The 15,642-nt window shown below is 32.9% G+C and carries 14 protein-coding genes; 8 read left to right on the top strand and 6 right to left on the bottom strand.

Annotation, left to right across the window (positions count from 1 at the left end; genetic code table 11):
* The first annotated feature begins 2 nt into the window (after positions 1-2).
* Positions 3-635, top strand: coding sequence for a MarC family NAAT transporter (locus HN014_RS01650; protein ID WP_176027172.1), 633 nt, complete (start codon positions 3-5; stop codon positions 633-635).
* Positions 636-648: 13 nt separating this feature from the next.
* Here HN014_RS01650 and HN014_RS01645 read toward each other — a convergent pair whose 3' ends face one another.
* From HN014_RS01645 to HN014_RS01630, 4 genes are all read right to left on the bottom strand, one after another.
* Positions 649-1,230, bottom strand: a complete 582-nt coding sequence (locus HN014_RS01645; protein ID WP_176027171.1) for a cysteine hydrolase family protein — start codon at positions 1,228-1,230, stop codon at positions 649-651.
* A gap of 82 nt (positions 1,231-1,312) precedes the next feature.
* On the bottom strand, positions 1,313-2,242 hold the full coding sequence (locus tag HN014_RS01640; RefSeq protein ID WP_176027170.1) for a GlxA family transcriptional regulator: 930 nt from the start codon (positions 2,240-2,242) through the stop codon (positions 1,313-1,315).
* A gap of 17 nt (positions 2,243-2,259) precedes the next feature.
* Positions 2,260-2,961 (bottom strand): YARHG domain-containing protein, encoded by a 702-nt coding sequence (locus HN014_RS01635; RefSeq protein ID WP_176027169.1) that lies wholly within the window; start codon positions 2,959-2,961, stop codon positions 2,260-2,262.
* Between the two features lie 215 nt (positions 2,962-3,176).
* Entirely contained in the window at positions 3,177-4,067 is an 891-nt protein-coding gene (locus HN014_RS01630; RefSeq protein ID WP_176027168.1) for a LysR family transcriptional regulator, read from the bottom strand.
* 161 nt (positions 4,068-4,228) lie between these two features.
* Between HN014_RS01630 and HN014_RS01625 the strand changes: the two genes are divergently transcribed.
* Complete coding sequence (locus tag HN014_RS01625; RefSeq protein WP_176027167.1) at positions 4,229-4,843, top strand: FMN-dependent NADH-azoreductase; 615 nt, start codon at positions 4,229-4,231, stop codon at positions 4,841-4,843.
* A 44-nt stretch (positions 4,844-4,887) separates the two neighbouring features.
* Here the strand turns inward: HN014_RS01625 and HN014_RS01620 are convergent, their stop codons facing one another.
* Positions 4,888-5,769, bottom strand: coding sequence for an alpha/beta fold hydrolase (locus HN014_RS01620; RefSeq protein ID WP_176027166.1), 882 nt, complete (start codon positions 5,767-5,769; stop codon positions 4,888-4,890).
* A 233-nt stretch (positions 5,770-6,002) separates the two neighbouring features.
* Between HN014_RS01620 and HN014_RS01615 the strand changes: the two genes are divergently transcribed.
* The 4 genes from HN014_RS01615 to HN014_RS01600 are packed head-to-tail and all read left to right on the top strand — an operon-like array spanning position 6,003 to position 12,412.
* Positions 6,003-6,722, top strand: a complete 720-nt coding sequence (locus HN014_RS01615) for a hypothetical protein (protein ID WP_176027165.1) — start codon at positions 6,003-6,005, stop codon at positions 6,720-6,722.
* 29 nt (positions 6,723-6,751) lie between these two features.
* Entirely contained in the window at positions 6,752-9,508 is a 2,757-nt protein-coding gene (locus HN014_RS01610) for a TonB-dependent receptor (protein WP_176027164.1), read from the top strand.
* Positions 9,509-9,515: 7 nt separating this feature from the next.
* Positions 9,516-10,682: a DUF4249 domain-containing protein gene (locus HN014_RS01605; RefSeq protein WP_176027163.1), complete on the top strand. Its 1,167-nt coding sequence runs from the start codon at positions 9,516-9,518 to the stop codon at positions 10,680-10,682.
* Positions 10,670-12,412 carry a hypothetical protein gene (locus HN014_RS01600; protein WP_176027162.1) on the top strand — a complete coding sequence of 581 codons (1,743 nt, stop codon included), beginning with the start codon at positions 10,670-10,672 and terminating at the stop codon, positions 12,410-12,412. Before HN014_RS01605 ends, HN014_RS01600 begins: the two co-directional genes overlap by 13 nt.
* A 366-nt stretch (positions 12,413-12,778) precedes the next feature.
* Here HN014_RS01600 and HN014_RS01595 read toward each other — a convergent pair whose 3' ends face one another.
* Entirely contained in the window at positions 12,779-12,928 is a 150-nt protein-coding gene (locus HN014_RS01595; protein WP_217704357.1) for a hypothetical protein, read from the bottom strand.
* 126 nt (positions 12,929-13,054) lie between these two features.
* Between HN014_RS01595 and HN014_RS01590 the strand changes: the two genes are divergently transcribed.
* On the top strand, positions 13,055-13,975 hold the full coding sequence (locus tag HN014_RS01590) for a cupin-like domain-containing protein (protein WP_176027160.1): 921 nt from the start codon (positions 13,055-13,057) through the stop codon (positions 13,973-13,975).
* Between the two features lie 248 nt (positions 13,976-14,223).
* Positions 14,224-15,612: an aspartate aminotransferase family protein gene (locus HN014_RS01585; RefSeq protein ID WP_176027159.1), complete on the top strand. Its 1,389-nt coding sequence runs from the start codon at positions 14,224-14,226 to the stop codon at positions 15,610-15,612.
* Positions 15,613-15,642 lie beyond the last annotated feature (30 nt).

Here is a 15,642-nt window from a genome sequence, read left to right as displayed (position 1 = left end):
AAATGGAGTTATTTGTGTATGCTTTTGGAGCGTTGTTTTCAATAATGAATCCTTTAGGGACAGTTCCGGTGTTTGTGGGGTTATCTAAAGATCTTTCAAAAAAAGAACGATCTGTGATTGCTTTCTGGACCGCTGTAAATGTTTTAGTGATTTTATTTTTATCGTTTTTTGCAGGTAAATATATTCTTACGTTTTTTGGAATTAGCCTTAGTTCTCTGAAAATCGCAGGAGGACTGATTATTACTTCTTCGGGTTTTGCTTTGCTTACAGGAAAATTTGCAGAACATAAGGGGATGAAGAAAAAAGGAGTAAAGGATGATATTAATTCCCGGTCAGAAATATCTCTAACTCCTCTGGCGATTCCGATGTTAGCCGGTCCAGGAACAATTTCACTATTGATCACGTATAATCAGGAATATATCAGGGTGCAGGATATCCTGATCATTGCAGGGGCTATTATATTTACTTCTATAACGATTTATGGAATATTAAAAAGCTCTCACCTGATCGTAAAAATGCTCGGTGCTTCCGGGATTAATGGCTTGTCTAGAATTATTGGCTTTATTGTTATAGCGATAGGTGTAGAGTACATTATTTCTGCTGTTTTAGGAATTATAAAAACAATTGAATTCTAAAAAAAGTATTCACTTATGATGAGGTTATTTTTAGTAGAAGTGTATCTGTATTCAGGATTGTTGCGAATTCTTCATGAAGGCTCGCAATGGCAGTATCGTGAATTTCTTGAGCACTATATAGCTGTCCATTGTGATCTTTTTTGTTGAATGTGGCAGTAGCATCGTGGATTAAGAAAGTATTATATCCGAAATTAGCTGCCATTCGTGTTGTAGTGGAGACGCAATGGTCGGTGGTTAATCCCACAATGATAACTGTGTCTGCATGTAAAGAATTCAGTCTTTCTTTTAAATCTGTTCCTATGAATGCACTATTTACGCTTTTTTTAATAACAACTTCTGTAGGTAATGGAGTGACAATATTTTTAAATTCATTGCCTGGGTTTTTTGCAGCTAATGGTGATATTGGGTTAACAGAACAGTGTTGAATATGGAATAAAGGAAGTTGTTTTTCTCTCCATAGATCGAGAATTTTTTTTATGTTTTCTTCTGCAGTCGGATTGTTTCGTTCTCCGCCCCAATATGCAATATCATCGAATCCCTTTTGGATATCGATTAGTAATAAAACGGGGAGTGTTTTTTGATTTTTTGATAACATAACTTTGTTCTTTTGATAGAAACAAAATTAGGAGTATTGACAGAGGATTAAAAGGACAAAAGGGGGGAGTTTCGGGACAGGTTTAAAGGTGATTCTTTAAGATATGCTGTAGTTGTTTAGTCGTTTTGAAACCGCATAAAGTAGCAATGTAGGCAATCTTATGGTCTGAATGGATGAGTAGGCTTTTTGCTTTTTCTACTCTTATTTTTGTACGATATGCTGCAATGGTAGTCCCGGTTTGTTTTTTAAAAATACGAGTTAAATTTCTAGGACTTATATTTACCAATGCTGCCAAATCATTAATGGTCGCGGTTTTTTCTAGATTGTGAATGATCCAATCCTGAACCATGTGAATTTTTTCGTCTATATGATTGCGATGTTGGAGATACACACTTTCTTGAGATTCAGTTCCTTTACGCCTCTTATAAACAACCAGTTCTTTAGCAATTTTAATAGCAACTTCCTTTCCGTGTCTTTTTTCTATAAGATAGAGAGCCAGGTCAATACCAGTAACAATGCCTGCACTGGTATAGATGCGATTTTCCTCAGTAAAAAGAACATCTTTTTTTACGTGTAGAGTAGGGTATTCTTTTTTTAATCGATCGATTAAAGACCAATGTGTTGTACATTGTAAATGATTAAGAATTCCTGAGTTTGCTAATATGAAAGCACCTGAACAGATACTACAAATTGTACATCCCAGGTTGTGTTTTGCTATCAGCCAATCATTAAAAGCCGTAGTGGGGAAAGAGAATTCTGTATCATGACTGCTGAATCCGGGGATAAAAATAAAATCATTCTGTGTCAGGCTCACTTCTGTAAAAAGTTTGATTCCTGAGAGCCATAACCCGGCAGAGCTTTTGATTTTTTGGGAGCTACTTATGAACTCTAATTGATATGGAAACCCAAGATCAATAGCTTCCTGGAATACATGTAAAACTCCTCCTAAATCTAGTAAATGCACTTGGTCAGTAACATAAAAATAAAGAGTTGTTTTTTTTGATGACTCCATAAAATCAGATTTTAGTGTTATTCTTCCTGTTCTAAATTACGGATTCGTTGGATATTTCTTCGTTCAATGCTAGTGAGAAAATTAGTGACATCTTCGTGTTGTGGTCTATACCAGCTTTTTGACTTGAAATAAATATCCATTTCTCCTTCTGAGTTAAAAATATACCCGTAACGTGCAAAAATCTCATTTCTCATGAGTTGTAATTCCTTGTTGGATAGGTTTTTGAGGTGATCTTCGGATAAATCTTTTATAGATGCTTCGGTATATTCTCCATTAAAATAAAAAACATCGGTTTCTTTTAAACCAATTTCATACTGTCCTTCAGAGATTCCCTGTGTCCAGGGGTTTTTTATTTTCAGCCCATAATGGTATTTTCCTTCTTTTATATAGGTAATGAAACGACCTTGATATTGATCAGAAGAGAAGACCCCATTCTTAATACTAGTATTCGTTAAGTTTTCGAAAGTATCTACCCATTGATTCTTTTCTGTATTCCAAGATCCGGATTTGATTTGGGCAATTATAGAATGACCATTAAATAACAATACAATTTCTGATGCGGTCTCAGAATTACCAAATTGATAGACGCCTTCATAATCTTCTATAACATCAGAGCTTCGATTGATTATATCGGATTCATCAATTTCTTCGAAGGCAATTACTTGTGCATTGGTGAGAGTGGGTATACTAATAAGAATCGCTATTAATGATCTTCTCATAAGCTAGGCTAAAAATGGGGATAACGAGTTTTTATGAGGCTTTAGAGAGTACTGCGCAAAAGTAATTAATAAAGATATTATAAACGAATTCTTCTTGCTTATTTTAATGAAATTTTTAAAAAATAAATCCCCTAAAAAAGATTCCTTTTTGCTCATTTGGGTTACCCGGTTATAGAGCCCTGATACAATGAAAAGCAGAAATGGAAATTTTAATTTCAGAGTTCTAGCCCCATTCGCTCCTTAAATAATCGTATTTCATATAAATTTTCACTGGTTGATTTATGGGCACAAAAAAGCTTATTATTTGTTGTTTCCAGGCTGGGAGAAATTAACTTTACTTTCTGATCTTTGAGCTCATTAGCGAAAGAGTGATATGGCAGAATACAGACACCTTTTGTCTTTTGCATAATTTGCATAATTCCATCAAAACAAGAGAAAACAATTTTGGCTTTGATAGGAGGACGCTTTTTGAAATGATGCTCCCAAAACATTCTGATAAAAGGAAGTTCATTATCAAACGCAAACCAATTTTGTTCTTTTAACCAGGATTCTAATGCTTTTGGTCCTGCTTGGTTATTTTGTATAACCTCGGGAACTTCGAGATCATTCGAAGCAATGAGCACTAATTTTTCAGTAGTTAATGGAGAAAAAATATGAGGATATGTATTGTATCTGTATGTTCCTATAAGCAGATGGATTTGTCCTATTTCGAGTGCATTTTTTAAATTTTCATTGATGCCAAATTTTACAGTGATATACATGTCCAGTGAAGAAATAAGATCGAGTAATTTGCTTTTAAAAAACTCATATTGACATCCTATAACAATAGAAGGACAATGCTCGTTTCCTTTTTTGTTAAAGGTAGCTTCTGCTTTTTCTAATCCAGAAACCGAAGAATATATCTGAGTGTATAAAAATTTTCCAAATTCTGTAGGAAGAATTTTTCTGGCTGTTCTGATAAATAGTTTTTTGCCTATTCTGGATTCTAAAGCAGCCAAATGTTTACTCACTCCAGGTTGTGTCATGTGAAGCAATTTTGCAGCTTCTGAGATACTATTACATTCATAGATTGTTTTAAAGGTTCGGTACCATTCAAAATTAATCATATAACAAATATTATGGTTTGAGTAAACAAATATAATATTAATTATATGATTAGAAGTTTTAATATTGTATTGAAAAGAAAACTATTGCACCTTTTTAATCGTTTCTGATAATTTAAAAGAGGGTGTTATGTATTAATTAATAAGCGCACAAAAATACATACATGAAAAAAACACTAGTAGTAACGTATACGCCAAGAGAAGGTTCCAATACCAAAGAATTAATAGATCATTTTATATCTATCAATAAGGAAAAAACGGAATTTTCGATTTTAGATCTGACAAAAGAAGTTCCGGACTTGTTATTGGAAAAAAACCTTGGATTAATTTTTAAAGATAATTATACAGAGGAGTCTTTATCTGATAGTGAGCAGCAGGTTTTAGAAAAAAATAATAAGATGGTATCACAGGTTTTGGAAGCGGATTACATTGTAATCGGATTCCCTATGTATAATTTCTCATTACCGGCTACAGTCAAAGCATGGGTTGATGCTATTATCCAGACAGGGAAGACATTTATGCTGGGAGAAGAAGGGTATGTGGGGTTATGTAGGGGAAAACAAGCCCTAACGATTATGACTACGGGGAGTGACTTTGGGGTGCCTCCATTAGATAGCATGAATTATGCTACTCCATTGATAAAAACGGATCTGGAATTTATTGGTATACCAAGTAAGCACATTAGCGCATTTGGTTTACAACAATATGGAGATCGTCTTTCTGAAATATTGGAAAAAGCCAAAAAAGAAATCACGGCTGTTAGTGATCAGTGGTACTAACATATTTCTTTTTTTAAAGGAAATAACCTGCATAAAATGTCAGGTTATTTTTTTTGTTTGGTCCAATCAGAATCTGGTCGAGAAAAAGGCTTGTTAAAAAAAGTTTCTACTGTTTTATTAAATGTATCAGGGTCCGTAGCAGGTGTAAAATGAGTTTCTCCAGGTAGAATGCATAAATGTGCATTTGGTATATTTTGATACATTTCTACAGTATGTTCTTCTCGTATAATATCTTTATCCCCCGCAATGATAAGTACAGGGGCAGAAATAGTCTGCAAAGAAGCAATACTAATCATGGGTTGATCCCCTAATAATCCGAGCTGTTGTCGTTGTTGTTCCCAGTTTTGGGAAGAATCCTTGTCTTTTATTTTTTGGGCAACCAATTTTCGGGTGTCTTTTACCCAATTAACCGCCCAGGGATACACGGCTGTTGTGTCTGGTCGAAGATTGGCACCCATTGCAGCGATTTTTTTTGTTTTGCTTGGGTGGTAAATTCCCATTAATAAACTAACGATCCCTCCATCACTCCATCCAATAATGTGGATAGAATCAATGCGTAGTTTGGTTGCGAGCTCGCTCCAGTCATGAGCAATTTGAGTATAGGTTAAAGAGTCTGTTTTTAGTTCAGATTTTCCATGTCCCCGATTATCAGCAATGATTACTCGATATTTAGATTTGAAATAATCAATTTGATTTCCCATATCTTTTATACTACCTCCGTTTCCATGAATTAAAAACATAGGCTTTCCAGTTCCATATTCTTCATAATAGATTTTAGCCCCGTTTACCGTTACATATTTTCCAGCTATAGGATTATTCCCATATGGGGTAGTAAAATCCATCTTCATCTCTACTTGTGCAGATATGTATAATGAAAAAGAAAAAAAGAAAAATAAGGTAGGAAAGATATTGTAAGAAGTTTTCATGGTATATGGGTGAACTTTTTAATTCTTATGTTTTGATGTTTAGAATGTTAAAATAAAAAATAAATTGATGAAAGAGGGATTAATTTAAAAAATAACGAAAAGGTTTTCGTTAAGTCTGCGCTGTATGAGTCCTGTTAAAGTGTGTTAATGTTTGTTGTTTTTTGTGCAAAAACAATAACAAATTTGAGTTAAATATGTAGATTCGGAAGAAATTTCACAAAAAAAATCAAAAAATGAAAACTAAAAAAGTACAGTTACTATTGCTTGCTTTTATGTGTATCGGTTTTCTGTCATTTTCGCAACAGTCCAAAGAAAAAGTATATGCGGCTTATGATCAACTTATGGGGCTAGCTAATACAAGCTTATATAATGGAACAGAATTTAGAGACCTGTTTCTGTATACAGATGGGAGTAATCGATTTTTTAAACATCAAGGTTATGTGTTAGGAACTATAGTGTACGAAGAACAATTTTATCCGGAAGTGTTATTGAAATATGACCTTTTAGAGGATAATGTTATCATTAGATCAGCGGACAATATGAGTGTTTTTAATACCAAATTATTACCTGATAATATTTCGAGTTTTTCCATTGAGGGGAGAGATTTTGTTCGTTTGATGAACACTACAATGCCCTTTGAGAATAACGGTTTCTTTGAGAAAGCATATGTTGGAGAGGAGCTTACACTTTATATAAAACAAGCTAAAAGAGTAAGCAGAAAAATTATTGGAAAGAAAATAGAATACAGCTTCAAAGGAGATAATAAATATATAGTATATTATAAAAACACGTATAATCGTATAGATACGCCGAAAGATGTTATTTCTGTTTTTCCTGAATTGGAAAAACGTCAAGTTCGTAGCTTTTATAAAAGTTATAAAGAAGTGTATAAAAAAGATTTGGATGCTTTTATGGTCAGTTTGATAAAGTATCTCGAAGGATATATAAACTAGGATAGAAGCACTTAATTTTCCTTACATTCATGAAAAAAATAACAATTTTATTTACTTTTTGTATTTCTACTTTTATTGCAATCAGCCAAGAGAATAAGAAGATTTCTATAGAATTTACAGATACTCCTCTTCAAGAGGCGCTTTTGGAATTAGAACGTCAAATACATCAAAAATTCTTTTTTGAAGAAAATTGGCTAAAAAGCTATAAAGTAACCAAAAAATATCATCAGGAAACGATAAAAAATGTGCTAAAAGGAATATTTGAAGAGACAAATATTAACTTTTATTTTACGGATGATCGAATAATACTATTGAACAATAGTATTATTTATGCAAAACTTCCCGAAAGCTTTTTTGAAGAGAAGGAGCAAAATCAGAAGCTGGAAGAAAAGGATAATATCCCCATATTTCAGCAAGCGTATGTAACTACTTCTGTCAGCAGAAAAAATAAACTAGTAACTATAGGGAAGCAACAGTTGAATATCTCAAAAAAAACATTTGAACTTTCTGGGGTTATTCAGGATTTTAAAACCAATAAACCAATACCAAATGTCTCCATTCATACAACTGATAAACTAAAATATGCAATTACAGATAAGAACGGAAGGTATAGGATTCAATTGCCATATGGATATAATAAGCTAGAAACAAATATACTCGGATATGAAAAGTTGTATCAGGAAGTAATTCTCTATGGGACAGGAACTTTAAATCTGAAGATATTGCAAAATGCGGAAGCACTGGATGAAGTAGTAATTGAATCTAAAAAAGATGCGAATGTAAAAGACGCAGTTGTAGGAGCAAACCAAATTAAAGTAAAAGAAATTAAAACTATTCCTCTGGTATTAGGAGAAAGAGATGTATTAAAAGTGGCAACGACTTTACCGGGAATTAAAACTGTTGGAGAAGGGGCAAATGGGTTTAATGTAAGAGGAGGAAGAGCTGATCAAAACTTAATTTTGTTAGATGATGCAGTTATGTACAATCCATCTCATTTTTTAGGGTTGTTTTCTGCGGTAAACCCTTTTACAACCTCTAGTCTGGATATATTTAAAGCAAGCATACCTGCAGAATACGGTGGAAGATTATCTTCAGTATTTAACATAAAAACAAAAGGAGGAAATACAAAAAAGATAGCGGGAGAAGGGTCAATAGGTCCCGTAACAGGGAATTTGGCGCTAGAAATACCAGTAGTAAAAGAAAAAGCCTCAGTTATTGCCGGAGTAAGAGCTACCTATTCAGATTATATCTTGCGAAATTTAGATGAAGAAGCATTGAAACATAGTGAAGCTTCTTTTTATGACGGTATTTTGAAATATAAACATACAATTAACAATAATAACGCTGTACAAGCTACATTGTATTACAGCAAGGATAGATTCAGTATTACACAAGATTCTTTATTGACATATTCCAATAGATTAGGGTCTGTGAAATGGAGTCATAGTTTTAATGATGCTAATCGATTTGATGCAATTTTAGTCAATAGCGAGTATAAATATAACATTTTGCATGAAGGAGGAGGAAATCAGAACTTTGACTTCGGGTACACATTAAATGAGACACAACTAAAGTTTAATTTTGATTATGACCATAGCGAGAAACATAAGATTAGTTATGGTGTAAGTAGTAAATTATACAATATAGATCCAGGAAGAATATTTCCAGTTGGAGAAGGTTCAGATATTGTTCCTAAAACGATAGCAAGTGAAAAGGGACTAGAGTCAGCCTTGTATATTTCAGACCTCTACAAGGTAAACGAAAAACTCTTGTTAGATATAGGAATTAGATATTCTATTTATGCAGCATTAGGAGCTTCCACTCAAAAAAAATACGCTCCAGGAGAGCCAAAAAATGAAGGTACGGTTATCGAAGTGAGAGATTATAAATCGAATGAAGTAATAGAAACTTATGGGAACCCTGAATTTCGAATTTCAGGTCGATATTTGTTAGGAAATGATTTCTCGATAAAAGCTGGCTATACCAGTACAGCGCAGTATCTACATTTATTATCTACGAATACAACGATGTCTCCTATGGATATCTGGAAATTATCTGATCTTAATATAGCTCCCCAGACAGCAAACCAATTTTCATTAGGAGTATTTAAGAATATTCCGGATAAAGACCTGGAATTTAGTCTAGAAGGATATTATAAGAAGATGAAAGACCTGTTAGATTATAAAGTTGGAGCCCAATTAATTTTAAATGATAATTTAGAAACCGATTTATTACAGGGCGAAGGAAAGGCATATGGAGTTGAGTTTTTAGCCAAAAAAACAAAAGGAAGGCTTAATGGACATTTAGGGTATAGTTATTCTAGGTCAATGATTAAATTGGATAGTGAGCTTGACGAAGAACGCGTAAACAATGGAGAGTTTTTCCCTTCTAATTTTGATAAACCTCATGATTTCTCTTTAGTAGCAAACTATAAAATAACGAAACGCTATAGTATTTCTACTAATTTTATATATCAGACAGGACGACCGGTTACCTATCCCATAGGGAAATTTACATTTGCAGGACAGGAACAGGTATTATATAGTGATAGGAATCAGTTTAGAATTCCGGATTATTACCGATTAGATATTGGAATTAATATAGAAGGGAACCATAAGCGAAATAAATTGGCGCATAGCTTTGTAAATATCTCTATATATAATGTGTTAGGACGAAATAACCCTTATTCTGTATTCTTTGTCAATAAAGGAGGAGACATAAAGGCGTATAAAACAACTATTTTTTCTGTTCCAATTCCTACAATTACCTATAATTTTAAGTTCTAAGAAAGTAATGAAGAAAATTATAAAAATAATTCCGATTTGTGTCATTTTATCATTTTTACAAATATCTTGTACAGAACCTTTTGAGATAAAAACTTTTGATTTTACGGATGTTTTAGTCGTAGAGAGTAGTATCACTAATGAAGTAAAAAAACAAGTGGTGAAACTAACCAGAACTTCTGCTTTAGAAGGTAAAGATATTATCTATGAAAATGATGCAGATGTGATAGTAGAAGCGAGCAACGGAGAAGTTTTTACATTCTCTCAGGATAGTACAAAAGCGTATGTCTCAGATAAAGCATTTAAGGCGATGCCTGGTACTATGTATACATTGACAATACGTACTTCAGATGGGAATCAATACAAATCTGAAACAGTAGAAACGCCACAAACAGTAGCAATAGAAAGGGTATATCCAGAGGTAATTGCTACAAACGGGAAAGAAGAAGTCCAGGTTTTGGTTGATAGCTATGATAAAACAGGAAAGGCAAAGTATTTTAGGTATGAATATGAAGAAACCTATAAAGTTCAACCTCCATACCCGTCATCTTATATTACAACAATCAAAAATTATGATTCAATAGCTCTAACTTTTGATATAGATTATAAATTAAGAGTTTGGGATAAAGTCTGCTATTCTAAAACAAAGTATTCTAAAGGAATTAATCAAACAGCAACTTCTGAATTAAATGAAAATCGGGTATATCGGTTTCCAGTGAGGAAGATTGATAAAAATAGTATCATGATCAAAGAACGATATAGTATTTTGGTAAAACAATATATTCAGAGTCTTGAAGCATATACATTTTATAAAAAAATGAAGGAATTAGGAAGTGTAGAAGGACTTTTGACTCAGAGTCAGCCAGGGTATTTACCAGGAAACATCAATTCTAAAAATAATCCAGATGAAAAAGTGTTAGGGTATTTTGAAATTTCTCCTGTTTCCATGAAAAGAATATTTTTTGACCATTTAGAACTCAATATAGAAGAACCTGATTTTATAGCTGATTGTGTAAAAGTGGTACCAGAAAAGCGATTGCAAATTATTTCTTTGCTGAATTCAGGGTTTCAGGTAATAGAGATTACAATGACAGGAGATCCAATATTCATGCAAGAGCTATGTACTGTCTGCACGGATATATCAACGGAAACAAAACCAGATTTTTGGAAAGATTAATTATGAGTACGAAATATATATTTTTAGGGTTGATTTGGACATGTAGTTTTGTATCTGCTCAAGTGAGTATCGATAGAGCTACAGTCAATATGGATCAGTTTACGATAAGAGAATCTCCAAAATTAATTACGAATGATAAAGTATTATTAACAGGAGAAAAACTACTATATAAAATATTTAGTATGTCTAATCCTGTTAGGAAAAAAGTAGTAAGTACTATTGGATATGTATCGTTGAGAAATGAAAGTGATTCCATCGTTTTTCAACATAGATTAAAATTGAAAGACGGAAAATCTGTAGGAGCTTATTTTATTCCGGGAACATTAAAAACAGGAAAATACCATTTGATAGCATATACTAACTTTTCGCTAAACAATACTAAAGCCCCATATGCGAAGAGTCCGATATACTTGATAAACCCTTTTAAAAAAACTCCATTGATAATGGATAAGGAGGAAAAAGGAATAACAGAAGTAAAAACAAGTATTGAGCGGGACACGATATCTGTAAAAAGGAAATATGATGAAGTAGCTGGTTTAGAAACGGATAAAAAAGTATATAAACCCAGGGAAAAAGTGAAGCTTATTTTTAAGAATATGAATAAGGTCAATAAATCTAGCGTTTTATCCGTTCGAAAAGTTGCTCCAATAAACGTATACTCAGAAGAAGAGATAAATGAGCCTTTTAATAATGAACAAACTAATTTCTTTGTTCCAGAAATCCGGGGAGAGATTATTTCAGGTTATATACAAACATCTCGCCCTGATAAAAGTATTAAAGATAAAGTAATATCCTTGACAATTTCCGGAGATAATACCATATTCAAATTAGCAAAAACAAATAGTAAAGGACATTTCTTTTTTGTAGTTCCTGAAGATTATACCAAGGCAAATAGTATTTTTCAAGTGCATGAAGAAGATAGGGACGATTACTCATTAGAAGTGAATACGGTTGTCTTTCGTCAAAAGAAAGAAGATAAGAAAACTCCTGTTATATTGGATGCAACGATTAAAAACTGGTTAGAAAAAAGGAGTATTCAACTACAAATAGAAAATGCCTATTACGACACAAAAAAGACGATCGCGGAAAAGAAAAAAGAAACAACACCATTTTTTGAATTACAAGGAAAAAACTATGTGCTATCAGAGTATAATCATTTTCCTACAATGAAAGAAGTCTTTGTAGAAATCATAGAAAATGTCGGGATTCGAAAGCGGAAAGAAGGAGAAAAGTTTGTGATGATTACAACAGGAACAGATAAAGATAGGTCTCTGTTTAGTAAAATGGATCCTTTAATTTTAATAGATGGAGTTTTAATTCAAAATGCTAAAGAGCTTGTCGATTATGATCCTAAAAAAGTAGAAAGTATACGGATTGTAAATGAATCATATCGATATGGTCCGAAGATTTATAGTGGAATAATTGCTGTAAGTACTAAAAAAGGAGACTTCAAACCTATACTAAACGGGGAGTATATCAAAGAAGTCGAACTACAAGGGATCACTCCTTATAAAAAGATATATACACCTGATTATACGGATAAAAAGTTAGACAGAATTCCGGATTATAGAGTGCAGTTATTTTGGGATCCCGAGTTTATACTAGATTCAGAAAGTAAAACGGTAAACTTTTATACTTCTGATGTGCCTGGGAAATATGAAATCAAACTCAGCGGGTATACTAATGACGGAGTGTATATAAATAGTACAAATTACTTTATCGTAGAATAATATTGTTTGCATTTAACATGAGGGTATAATTATTTTACATAAATCAATAATTATAACTGTCCTCCGCTGCTAAAAGTTAGAAAAAGAGCATAGCAGGTTGTTTTCTTGTTTTATAAACATAAAAAAAGCCTTTAGTTAAGGTTAGATTTAGCGATATCAATGTTAAAAAAAAGTAAAAAAATAAATACCGCCTTCTTTTTTAATTAGTTATGTTGCTGGTTTTCAGTATTTTGGTTTTTCGGCTTGTTTTTGATTTTTTTAACCGTATACTTTGTGAGGTTTAAGCGTACATATTGACGTGGTAAAATATCTATATTTGGTACGTGTTTAGAAACACATAAGTACGGAATCCCCATTCATTTAGTTTTATATTCCTTTTCCAATATTAGGAAGCTCTCTAATACTAAATTTAATCATTAACGATCCCATGGTTGTGTGAGTTAAAGAAGCGAAGCTTTGCTCAGTATCCAAGTGTAGTATTTTAGAAATAATAATTACTACATCTGATAAGACCATTTTTTTCAAAAAATATAGAAACGATTTTTCTTCAGTAACTATAATATGTCAGCTTTTAATTGGCAAATTATAATCAATACGACATTTCTATACAATCAATTCTAAGACAAAAATAATTACAACACGATGAAAATAGAAAGAATTCATGCCATTACTAAACAAGAATATATAGAAGAATATATAATGTCTAATAAGCCAGTAATCGTTACAGATGGAATGAAAGACTGGGATTTGAGTAAATTTACGCCAGACTATTTTAAGAAAGAATTTGGAGAAGAACAGGTGCAGGTGTATGATGAGCTTTTTGATCTACAAGGAGTTGTTCCTTTTAGAGAATATATAGATAAAAACTTTGGAAGGACAGAAGAAGAAGGATTAACCAAAGAGTATATGCGATGGTATACAAAATTAAAAGAAGTTGACTTTTATTGGTCAGATAAAGTGTTTAAGTCCCTTGAGGGTTTTTGGAGCCACCCTTATTTCTTACCTGATGAATCCTTAGTAGTTCCATATAGTAAAAGTGGTCAACAAAGGGATATAACCAAGTACCGATATCCTTATAAAGGGTTATTTGTTTCAGGAAAAGGATCCAGAACACGCTTACATAAAGATCCGTTTAATAGCAATGCTATCTTGTGTCAGTTTTATGGAGAAAAAAAGATTTTTCTTTATAACCCGGAAAAAGAGCCTCAGGTAATGAACGGAAAAGAATTTGTTGATATCCAACAACCGGATCATCAGAAGTTTCCTGATTTTTCTAAGATAACATATGATTATGAAGATGTTTTGAAACCAGGAGAAATTGTTTTATTTCCATCAGGTTGGTTTCATGATGTGACAAGCCAGTCAGATAGTATTTCTATAACTTGGAATTTTTTATACGATCAGGAATATATAGGTTTATGTAATCATATCGAAAAAAATCCAGAGGATGATCAGTTAGAAATTTTGCGATTCTTTCTAAAAGATGAAATCCGTCCAGATGCTTCAAATGAAGATATCGTAGCATTCTTCAAAAATAAATTTGAAGAGATTATTAGCTTTTAAAAGCAATGATCAGATTAACTCCGAATACTATTTAGCATAAATAGTAAAAACCAGAGTTCCCCCTTACCTCATACTATTTTATAACTCTTTTTTTCCTGTGATTTTCCAAGAGAAAAATCATGGGCTAAAAGCCTATTTGCTATGAAATAGCAAAATATACGATCTCTGCGGGTCTTCATTATTCACACCTTGATGAAGGAATCATATGTAAGAGATACAATAATAACACATATAACAAACAATTAATTATGAATTCATTGAGTAAATACCACTTATCAGAAGAACCTAGCATTGTTTCAGCTTCGGTTCCGGGTGAAAAATCTGCCATTTTATTAGAAGAGCAAAGAGCAATAGAAGGGAATGTGGTTTCATATCCAAGAAGTATGCCTATTGCCATAAAAAAGGCAAAAGGAAGTATTATAGAAGATGTAGATGGTAATAGATTTATCGATTTTTTTAGTGGGTGTGGTGTTTTAAATGTAGGACATGGAAATGATTTTGTATTGGACTATGTGAAAGAGCAACAAGAAAATTTAATCCATGCATTGGATTTTCCTACAGAGAATAAGATGATGCTTATCCGAAAAATATTAAACCATCTGCCAGTACATATGCAGGATGATTATAAAGTAAGTTTTGGAGGACCTACAGGATCAGATGCAGTCGAGGCAGCTATTAAGTTAGCAAAAATAAAGACAGGTAGAGATGGAATAATTGCATTTACAGGAGGATATCATGGGATGACATCAGGAGCTCTGGCAGTAACATCAGATACTTTTTTCAGAAATCATCTAACTTCTTTAATGCCTAATGTACATTTCATTCCATACAACTATCCATATAGAAGTAAAACCGAAGGAACTAATGAGATTGATGGAATAGAAGCTTTCAAAAGTATTTTTACCAATAGTCATTCCGGAATTTCTAAACCCGCCGCGATTATTGTAGAACCTATTCAGGGAGAAGGAGGAAACATTGTTCCGGAAGAAGGGTATTTAGAAGCATTGGTCAATATTGCTCACGAAAATGATGTACTGGTTATATTCGATGAAATTCAGAGTGGTTTCTTTAGAACAGGGAGTTTCTTGGAATTCATGAATACCAATGCTATCCCTGATATTATTACTTTTTCAAAAGGATTTGGAGGTGTTGGATTTCCGATATCCGGTCTGATTTATAAGAAAGAAATAGAGGCCTGGGGACCTGCTGCTCATATAGGAACATTTAGAGGAAATCAAGTGAGTATTGCGGCAGCAAGAGGAGCATTTGATTTTGTAGAAATACACGGAATTAAAGAACATACAAAAACAGTAGGTGCCTACCTAATGAATAAGCTCAAGAACATTCAGGGAGAAAATCCTTTTATCGGAGAAGTACGGGGACGAGGAATGATGATTGGAGTAGAATTTGTCAGAGACAAAAGAACCAAAGAACCTTTCCCCGAATTATTAAAAGAGTTTAGACAAGAATGTTTTCAAAAAGGATTGCTATTCGAAGTAGGAGGCCATCATAGCAATGTAATGAGGTTAGTTCCTCCTTTAGTAACTACTCATAAAATTATTGATGCAGCCATAAATGTTATGGAGATAGCCATTGAAAGCTGCATGGAGAAATATGTAGCCTTAGACGTATACTAGATATTTAAATTTCAAAAAACACACTATAAA

Origin of the sequence: Aquimarina sp. TRL1 (genome assembly GCF_013365535.1) — a bacterium.
GTDB classification, from domain to species: domain Bacteria; phylum Bacteroidota; class Bacteroidia; order Flavobacteriales; family Flavobacteriaceae; genus Aquimarina; species Aquimarina hainanensis.
This window is presented reverse-complemented; position numbering and strand designations above follow the sequence as displayed.